Source organism: Roseitalea sp. (genome assembly GCF_984466335.1).
The window spans coordinates 1-8,665 of record NZ_CFIFWG010000136.1; the positions used below are offsets into that span (position 1 = coordinate 1).

Sequence of the window (8,665 nt, forward strand, 5' to 3'; positions counted from 1 at the left end):
GGCCTCCGGCCCGTTGACCGGCGTGCGCGCAGTCTCGGTGTCGGCGCGGCGCACCGCGTTGCGCGCCAGATGATAGGTTCCGGCAAAGCTCCTTGCGCGGCCGATCGGCCAGGTGACCGGCGCCGTGTCGAGCGCCAGCTTGTCCTCGACCTCGTCGAGGATCTCGAACGGATCGCGGCTCTCGCGGTCCATCTTGTTGACGAAGGTGATGATGGGGATGTCGCGCAGCCGGCACACCTCGAACAGCTTCAGCGTGCGCGGCTCGATGCCCCTGGCCGCGTCGATCACCATGATGGCGCTGTCGACGGCGGTCAGCGTGCGATAGGTGTCGTCGGCGAAATCCTCGTGGCCGGGCGTGTCCAGCAGGTTGAAGACATTGCCGCCATATTCGAACGTCATCACCGAGGTGACGACGGAAATGCCGCGCTCGCGCTCGATCTTCATCCAGTCCGAGCGCGACTGCGTGCGGTTCTTCTTGGCCTTGACCTCGCCGGCGAGCTGGATGGCGCCGCCGAACAGCAGGAGCTTCTCGGTGAGCGTGGTCTTGCCCGCGTCCGGGTGCGAGATGATGGCGAAGGTGCGCCGGCGGGCGACCTCGTCCTGAAGCGATTGGGCCATGGCGGGGTGTGAATTCCGGTGATGAATCGGAACCTATCTAGGGCCTTGCGCGGCGAACCGCAATTTCCCGTTGACGCGTGGCGCTGCGGCGGGCGAGGTCGCGCCATGAGCCTGCCCCAGCTTGCCGTGACCGATCCGACGCACCCGCCCTCCCTTGCATTGTTCCGGCTGCCGCATGGCGAAGGACTGGCACTGCCCGCCTATGCCACCGAAGGCGCCGCCGGCATGGATGTGCGGGCGGCGATACCGGAGGCAGACCCCGTGATGTTGGCGCCGGGTGCGCGGGCGCTGGTGCCGACCGGCTTTGTGATGGCGATCCCCGAGGGCTTTGAGGCTCAGGTGCGACCCCGGTCGGGCTTGGCGCTGAAGCATGGCGTGACCTGCCTGAACACGCCGGGCACCATCGACAGCGACTATCGCGGCGAAGTGCATGTGCTGCTGATCAATCTGGGCGCAGACCCGTTTGCCGTGACGCGCGGCATGCGGATCGCCCAGATCGTCGTCGCGCCGGTGACCCGGCCTGCCATCGTTGAATCCGCCACCATGCCGCCGGCGACCGAGCGCGGCGCGGGCGGCTTCGGCTCGACCGGGACGCGCTGAGGCAGGCCTCTCACGCGGCCGCGGCCATGGTCTCGCCGGCGATCCTGTAGGAGATCGCTTCGGCGATGTGGATGCGCCCGACCCCCTCGGCGCCGTCGAGATCGGCCAGCGTGCGCGCGAGCTTGAGCACGCGATGGTAGGCGCGCGCCGAAAGGCGCTTCTTGTCGGCGGCATCGGCCAGAAGGTGCAGCGCGCCATCGTCGGCGGCCGCGACCGCCTCGACCAGCGCCGTCGGGCAATGGGCGTTGACGGTGATGCCCGATGCGCCCAGCGCCTCGTAGCGGGCCGCCTGGCGGGCGCGCGCCGCCGCGACCCGGACCGCGGCCGGCGCGCTCGCCTCGCCCGGCGCCTTGCGGATCAGATCGCCCGGCATGACCGGCGGCACCTCGATGCGCAGATCGATCCTGTCCATCAACGGGCCGGAAATGCGCGCCTGGTAATCGGCGAGGCAACGCTGCCCCCGCGCGCAGGCATGACCCGGCGTCCCCGCCATGCCGCACCGGCACGGGTTCATGGCGGCCACGAGTTGGATGCGCGCGGGATAGGACACGCGATGGTTGGCCCGCGCGATGACGCAGGCGCCGGTCTCCAGCGGCTGGCGCAGGCTGTCGAGCACGGCCGGGGCGAACTCGGGAAACTCGTCCAGGAACAGAACGCCGTTGTGCGCCATCGACACCTCGCCCGGACGGGCGCGCATTCCGCCGCCGACCATCGCCGCCATCGAGGCCGAATGGTGCGGGGCGCGAAACGGCCGGCGGTCGGTCAGCTTGCCGCCGGCCAGTTCGCCGGCGATCGAGGCGATCATGGAGACATCGAGCAGTTCACGCGCCGACAGCGGCGGCAGGATGGAGGGAAGCCGCTGCGCCAGCATGGACTTGCCCGAACCGGGCGGCCCGACCATCAGCAGATTGTGCCCGCCCGCGGCGGCAACCTCCAGGGCGCGGCGCGCCGTCTCCTGCCCCTTGATGTCGGCCATGTCCGGCAGGCACGCGGCCGGCGCCCGCATCGACGGCCGGGGGCGCGAGAGCACCTGCGTGCCTCGGAAATGGTTGGCCAGCCCGATCAGGGACACCGGCGCCAGGACCGTCATTGTCTCGTCGGCCCAGGCGGCCTCCGGGCCGCATTCGGCCGGGCAGATCAGCCCCCTGCCGGCCGCGTTGGCGGCGATCGCCGCCGGCAGGACGCCGGCCACCGGCGCGATCGTGCCGTCGAGCGACAATTCGCCCAGGACCGAGAAGCCGGCCAGCGCGTCGGCGGGAATGGCGCCCAGCGCGGCCATCAGGCCGAGCGCGATCGGCAGGTCGAAATGGCTGCCCTCCTTGGGCAGGTCGGCCGGCGCCAGGTTCACGGTCACGCGCCTGGGCGGCATGGAGAGACCGGAGGCATGCAGCGCCGACTGCACCCGCTCGCGGCTTTCGGCCACCGCCTTGTCGGGCAGGCCGACGATCTGCATGCCCATCTTGCCCGGCGCGATCATGACCTGAACGTCGACCGGCACCGCCTCGATGCCCTGGAACGCGACCGTGGCGACCCGTGCGACCATGTGCATGCCCTTCCCTTGCGCTCAGGCCGGCACGGCCCGTCACCCTGATTGAAATTCAAGCACAGGGCGGAAAACAAGTAAAGAACGTTTTAGGAACAAATACACGGCTCGCGTGCGTTCCGGTTGTATCGGGTTGCCGCGCGGAACAAGACTGACGCGGGGTCAACCGGCACGCCTTGCCTCCACCGCGTCCCAGAACAGCGCCGCGACATCGGCGCCGCCGAACGCCCTGACCTCGCGCACCCCGGTGGGCGAGGTGACGTTGATCTCGGTCATCAGCCCGCCGATGACGTCGATGCCGACCAGGACGAAGCCGCGCGCGCGCAGCGCCGGGCCGATGGCGGCGCAGATCTCAAGGTCGCGGCCGGTCAGGTCGGTCGCCAGCGCCCTGCCGCCGACATGCATGTTCGAGCGCGCATCGGTTTCCGAGGGAACCCGGTTGATGGCGCCGACCGGTTCGCCGTCGATCAGCAATATGCGCTTGTCGCCGCCGCGCACCTCGGCGAGATAGCGCTGGGCGATGATCGGCTCGTTGGAGAGCTGGCCGAACATCTCCAGAAGCGAGGTCAGGTTGCGGTCGCCGTCGCGCAGGTGGAAGACGCCCGCGCCGCCATTGCCGTAGAGCGGCTTGAGGATGATGTCGCCGAACTGCCGGCGGAAGGCGCCGATCGCCTCGATATCCTTGGTGATCAGCGTCTCGGGCATGAAGTTGGCGAAATCGAGCACGAAGAGCTTTTCGGGCGCGTTGCGCACCCAGGCCGGATCGTTGACGACGAGCGTTTTGGGGTGAATGCGTTCGAGCATGTGCGTCGTCGTGATGTAGTTCATGTCGAACGGCGGGTCCTGCCGCAGCAGCACCACATCCATCGCCGACAGGTCGGTCGTCTCGGCCGGCCCGAGCGTGACGTGATCGCCTTCGACGTCGCGCACCCGCATCGGTTCGAGCGCCGCGCTCGGCGTCGCGCCGCGCAGCGTCAGCCGGTCGGGCGTGTAGTGATGGAGCGCGTGGCCGCGCGCCTGCGCCTCAAGGCACAGCGCGAAGGTCGTGTCGCCGGCGATCGCTATGGTGGAGATGTGGTCCATCTGGACCGCGATGTTGAGCGCCATCGTTGCTCCCCTTGGTGGTGCCCGGTAACTGGCCGCTCGCGCGCGGAAAATCAATCGCCGTCAGGCGGTGAAAAGCGCGGGCACATGCACCGGCCAGCGGCCGGGCAGGATGGCGACCAGATCGAAGCGCAGCGAAAGCGCGCCATGGTCCGGCCGGCGGGCGAGCCAATGGTCGGCCGCGGCGATAATGCGCCGCTGCGCCGCCGGGGTGACTGCGTCCATCGCCGCGCCGAGCGAGGGCCGCGCCTTGACCTCGACGACGGCGATGAGATCGCCGCGCCGGGCGATCAGGTCGATCTCGCCGGCCCCGCACCTGTAGCGGCGCGCCAGGATGCGAAAGCCCTTGAGCCGCAAGGCGATGGCGGCGCGCATCTCGCCGCGCCGCCCGCGCCGCTCGGCGCGCCTGCGGCCGGCCGCGTCATGCCGCGCCATCGCTCTTCCTCATGGCGACCAGGCGCTTGTAGAGGTCGGCGCGCGGCAGGCCCGTCCGGCCCGCGGCCTCGCGCGCGGCCCTTGAGGCCGGCATGTCGGCAAGCAGGCCCTTGAGCAATTCGTCCAGGCTTTCGGGATCGAAACGTTCCGGCTCCGGCACCGCCGGCGCAATCAGCAGGACGATCTCGCCCCTGACCGTTTCGCCCGCGAAGCGCGCGGCAGCCTCGGCGGCCGGCGCGGTCGTCACGCTCTCGAACCGCTTGGTCAGTTCGCGCGCCACGCAGACGCCCCGGCCGGGGCCGGCCGTTTCGGCGATGGCCTTCAGCGTGGCCGCCAGCCGGTGCGGCGCCTCGAAGGCGACGAGCGTCGCCGGCTCGTCCTTCAGCGCCACAAGCCGCGCGCGCCGCGCCTTGTCCCTGGCCGGCAGGAACCCGATGAAGCGGAAATCGTCGGTCGGAAGGCCCGAGGCCGCAAGCGCTGCCAGAACCGCCGAAGGCCCCGGGACCGCGATCACCGCATGGCCGGCGGCGCGAGCGGCGAGAACCAGCCGGTAGCCCGGATCGGAGACGAGCGGCGTGCCCGCATCGGACACGAGGGCCACCGAACGGCCAGCGTCGAGGGCGGCGACGAGCCTTGGCCCGGCCATGGCGGCATTGTGCTCGTGATAGGCCACGGGCCTTGCGGCGATGCCGTAGCGGTCGAGCAGGCGGCGGGTGATGCGCGTGTCCTCGCAGGCCAGAACGTCGCAGGCGGCAAGCGTTTCGAGCGCGCGGACCGTCACGTCGCGCAGGTTTCCGATTGGCGTGGCGACGAGATAAAGGCCGGGCTCCAGGGGCGGCGCCTCGATTGAATGGCCGGCGATGGCGTATCGGGCGGCCATGTCAGCACGCAAGTTCGGCGATGACGGAATCGAGCACCATCCGGCCGGCTCGCGTGGCGCGGATGCGGGCATTGCCGACGGGCTCGACCATCCCCAGATCGATCATCGCCCGCATTTTTCCGCCATCGATCGGCTTGCCGGCCAGCGCCTCGTGCCGGGCGAGATCCAGCCCCTCGGCGAGGCGCAGTCCCATCAGCAGCATCTCGTCGCACTGGGCGGGCGCGGCAAGCGTTTCGGTTCCGGCGATGCCGTGGCCACGGGCACGGACCAGCTCCGCCCATGTTTCGGGGTGCTTTTCGGCGACCGTCGCCAGCCGGCCGTCCCCGCCGGCGAACCGGCCATGGGCGCCCGGGCCGATCCCGACATAGTCGCCATACCGCCAGTAGGTGAGGTTGTGCCGGGACTCCGCGCCGGGCACGGCATGGTTCGAGATTTCATAGGCCGGCAGGCCCGCCGCCTCGGTCACATCCTGCGTGAGCGCGTAGAGGTCGCCCGCAAGATCGCCGTCGGGCATGCCGATCCTGCCCCTGTCGAACAGGGCCTTGAACGGCGTGCCCTCCTCGATCGTCAACTGGTAGAGCGACAGATGGTCGGCGGCGAGCGCGATGGCCGCGTCCAGTTCAGCCTCCCAGGCGTCCGGCGTTTGGCCCGGCCGGGCATAGATCAGATCGAAGGACAGGCGCGCAAAGGCGGCGCGCGCCAGATCGATCGCCGCGCGCGCCTCGGCCGCATCGTGCAGCCGGCCGAGAAATTTCAGATCGGCATCGTCGAGCGCCTGGACCCCCAGCGACAGCCGGTTGACGCCCGCCGACCGGTAGCCGGCGAAGCGGCCCGCATCCGCCGATTGGGGGTTGGCCTCCATGGTGACCTCGACGCCGGCCGGGACGGTCCAGTGCCGGGCGACGGCGTCGAGCAGCGCGGCGACGGTTCCGGGCTCCATCAGCGACGGGGTGCCGCCGCCGATGAAGACGGAGGTGACCGTGCGCGGCCCGGTGAGCGCGCGCATATGCGCCGTCTCGCGCAGGAACGCGTCCGCGAAGGCGGGCTGGTCGACCGGCGCGTGGCGGACATGGGAGTTGAAGTCGCAATAGGGGCATTTGGCCGCGCAGAACGGCCAGTGCAGGTAGACGCCGAAGCCCGGCGCGCCATCGTCGCGGCCGATGGCGGCGCGGGCCGCCGTGTCAGGTGATGCCCAGACAGTCATGGGCAAACAGTTTGACCGCGCGCGCCCGGTGGGACAAGGCCTCGGCATCGCCCGGCCTCCAGCCGTGCTTTTCGGCGGCGCTCATCTCGCCGAAGGTGCGCGCGTGCCCGTCGGGCAGGAAGACCGGATCGTAGCCGAAGCCGAGACCGCCGCGCGGCGGCCAGACCATGTGTCCGGGCGCCTCGCCGCGAAAGAAGGCGCAATGACCGTCCGGCCAGCACAGGCACAAGGTGGCCACGAAGGCCGCCCGGCGCCGGCCGGGCTCGGTCGCGCCCGCCGCCTGCAATTTCTCCTCGACCGTGCGCATCGCCATCATGAAGTCGCGCCCATTGCCGGTCTCGGCCCAGTCGGCGGTGTGGACGCCGGGCGCGCCGTCGAGCGCTTCGACGCAGATGCCGCTGTCGTCGGCGAGCGCGGGCAGGCCGGTCGCCCGCATCGCGGCCATCGCCTTGGTCCGGGCGTTGTGTTCGAACGTGGTTCCGGTTTCCGCGGGCTCGGGCAGGCCCAGTTCCCCGGCCGAGACGACATCGAAGCCGAACGGCGCGATCAGGGCGCGCATCTCGCCCAGCTTGCCTTGATTGTGGGTCGCCAGCACCAGGCGGCCGGGCCGGAGGCGGCGCGCCATCGCTCAGCCTCCGATCGCCTGCTTTTGCAGCGAGACCAGATCGGCGATCGCCGTTTCGGCCAGGGCGAACAGCGCGTCGAACTGGCCGCGCGTGAACGGATCGCCCTCGGCCGTGCCCTGCACCTCGACGATGCCGCCCGAGCCGGTCATGACGAAGTTGGCGTCCGCATCGGCGGCGCTGTCCTCGTCATAGTCGAGATCGGCGACGGGCACGCCCCGATAAAGGCCGCAGGAGACCGCGGCCACATGGTCCTTCAGCACGCGCGTCCTGGAGGCCATCTGGCGCGCATGCATCCAGTCCAGGCAATCGTGCAGGGCGATCCAGCCGCCGGTGATGGCGGCGGTGCGGGTGCCGCCGTCGGCCTGGATGACGTCGCAGTCGATGGTGATCTGGCGCTCGCCGAGCGCTTCAAGGTCGACCACGGCGCGCATGGAACGGCCGATCAGGCGCTGGATTTCGAGCGTCCGGCCGCCCTGCCTGCCCGCGCTCGCCTCGCGGCGCATGCGGTCGCCCGTGGCGCGCGGCAGCATGCCGTATTCGGCCGTCACCCAGCCGCGGCCGGCGTTGCGCAGCCATGGCGGCACGCGCTCCTCAAGGCTGGCCGTGCACAGAACGTGCGTGTCGCCGAACTTGACGAGGCATGAGCCCTCGGCATGCTTGGCGACACCGCGTTCAAGCGAGACGGCGCGCATCTGATCGGGCATGCGCCCGGATGGTCGGGTCATGAAAGGTCCCCTTACTTGTACGGTCGGCGGATCGTTTAGACGCTTTCGGCGCGTGGCGAAAGCGCCTCTTTTCCGCCGCCCGAGACTGCAATATATCTGGGGCGCAGAAGGTCTTGCCCTTGCCCATGCAGCACACCACCGCCACCTCCGCCGGTCTGGACGACAAGCTCGACGAGCGCTCGCGCGACATCTTCCGGCGGATCGTCGAATCCTATCTGTCCGAGGGCGAGCCGGTGGGCTCGCGCAACCTGTCCAGGATGCTGCCCACCTCGCTGTCGCCGGCCTCGGTGCGCAACGTGATGAGCGATCTGGAGGCGCTGGGCCTGATCTACGCGCCGCACATATCGGCCGGGCGCCTGCCGACCGAACAGGGCCTGCGCTTCTTCGTCGATGCGTTCATGGAAACGGGCGAGGTCAGCGACGACGAGCGGACGCTGATCGAAAGTCAGTTCGGCGCGAACGAGGGCCATCCGCCCACCGAGCAGCTGCTGACCGAAGCCAGCCAGATGCTCAGCCGCGTGTCCAACGGGGCGGGCCTGGTGCTGGCGGCCAAGCGCGACGGCGCGCTCAGGCATATCGAATTCGTGCGCCTGGAAGAGACCAGGGCGCTGGCGGTGCTCGTCTGGGAATCGGGCGATGTGGAAAACCGCGTCATCGACCTGCCGGCCGGAATGACCGCCTCGCAGCTCGCCCAGGCGGCCAATTTCCTCAACCACCATGCGCGCGGGCACACGCTTGCCGACGTGCGCGAGACGATCAATGCGCGGCGCGGCGAAATCCGCGCCGAGCTGGACGAATTGAGCGCCGGGCTGGTCGAACGCGGGCTGGCCGTCTGGTCGGGCGCGAACGATGCCTTTCCGCGCCAGTTGATCGTGCGCGGCCGGTCCAGTGCGTGTGAGAGGCGGCCGTGAGCGGCATGGTGGCGGGGCG

General features: G+C 70.2%; 9 protein-coding genes and 1 pseudogene. 2 read left to right on the forward strand and 8 right to left on the reverse strand.

Annotation, left to right across the window (positions count from 1 at the left end):
• Window positions 1-618: GTP-binding protein (locus AC5E6L_RS11870; RefSeq protein WP_491773522.1), on the reverse strand; the 618-nt coding region annotated here is incomplete at its 3' end.
• Window positions 619-723: 105 nt separating this feature from the next.
• On the opposite strand from AC5E6L_RS11870, the gene dut reads away from it, so the two are divergent.
• A complete protein-coding gene (gene dut / locus AC5E6L_RS11875) occupies window positions 724-1,218 on the forward strand; it encodes a dUTP diphosphatase (RefSeq protein WP_491773524.1) in 495 nt (164 codons plus the stop codon).
• A 10-nt stretch (window positions 1,219-1,228) separates the two neighbouring features.
• Here the strand turns inward: dut and AC5E6L_RS11880 are convergent, their stop codons facing one another.
• From AC5E6L_RS11880 to rph, 7 genes are all read right to left on the reverse strand, one after another.
• A complete protein-coding gene (locus AC5E6L_RS11880; protein WP_491773535.1) occupies window positions 1,229-2,761 on the reverse strand; it encodes a YifB family Mg chelatase-like AAA ATPase in 1,533 nt (510 codons plus the stop codon).
• 162 nt (window positions 2,762-2,923) lie between these two features.
• On the reverse strand, window positions 2,924-3,868 hold the full coding sequence (gshB, locus tag AC5E6L_RS11885) for a glutathione synthase (RefSeq protein WP_491773526.1): 945 nt from the start codon (window positions 3,866-3,868) through the stop codon (window positions 2,924-2,926).
• Window positions 3,869-3,928: 60 nt separating this feature from the next.
• A complete protein-coding gene (locus tag AC5E6L_RS11890; RefSeq protein ID WP_491230575.1) occupies window positions 3,929-4,300 on the reverse strand; it encodes a YraN family protein in 372 nt (123 codons plus the stop codon).
• A complete protein-coding gene (gene rsmI / locus AC5E6L_RS11895; RefSeq protein ID WP_491773528.1) occupies window positions 4,287-5,180 on the reverse strand; it encodes a 16S rRNA (cytidine(1402)-2'-O)-methyltransferase in 894 nt (297 codons plus the stop codon). Before rsmI ends, AC5E6L_RS11890 begins: the two co-directional genes overlap by 14 nt.
• A 1-nt stretch (window position 5,181) precedes the next feature.
• Window positions 5,182-6,384 carry a radical SAM family heme chaperone HemW gene (gene hemW / locus AC5E6L_RS11900; protein ID WP_491773530.1) on the reverse strand — a complete coding sequence of 401 codons (1,203 nt, stop codon included), beginning with the start codon at window positions 6,382-6,384 and terminating at the stop codon, window positions 5,182-5,184.
• Complete coding sequence (locus AC5E6L_RS11905) at window positions 6,362-7,009, reverse strand: non-canonical purine NTP pyrophosphatase (RefSeq protein WP_491773532.1); 648 nt, start codon at window positions 7,007-7,009, stop codon at window positions 6,362-6,364. The genes hemW and AC5E6L_RS11905 overlap by 23 nt, the downstream gene beginning before the upstream one ends.
• A 3-nt stretch (window positions 7,010-7,012) precedes the next feature.
• Complete coding sequence (rph, locus tag AC5E6L_RS11910) at window positions 7,013-7,735, reverse strand: ribonuclease PH (protein WP_491230755.1); 723 nt, start codon at window positions 7,733-7,735, stop codon at window positions 7,013-7,015.
• 125 nt (window positions 7,736-7,860) lie between these two features.
• Between rph and hrcA the strand changes: the two are divergent.
• Window positions 7,861-8,634 (forward strand): annotated as a pseudogene (gene hrcA / locus AC5E6L_RS11915) (heat-inducible transcriptional repressor HrcA); the annotation flags it as partial.
• Between the last annotated feature and the right edge of the window lie 31 nt (window positions 8,635-8,665).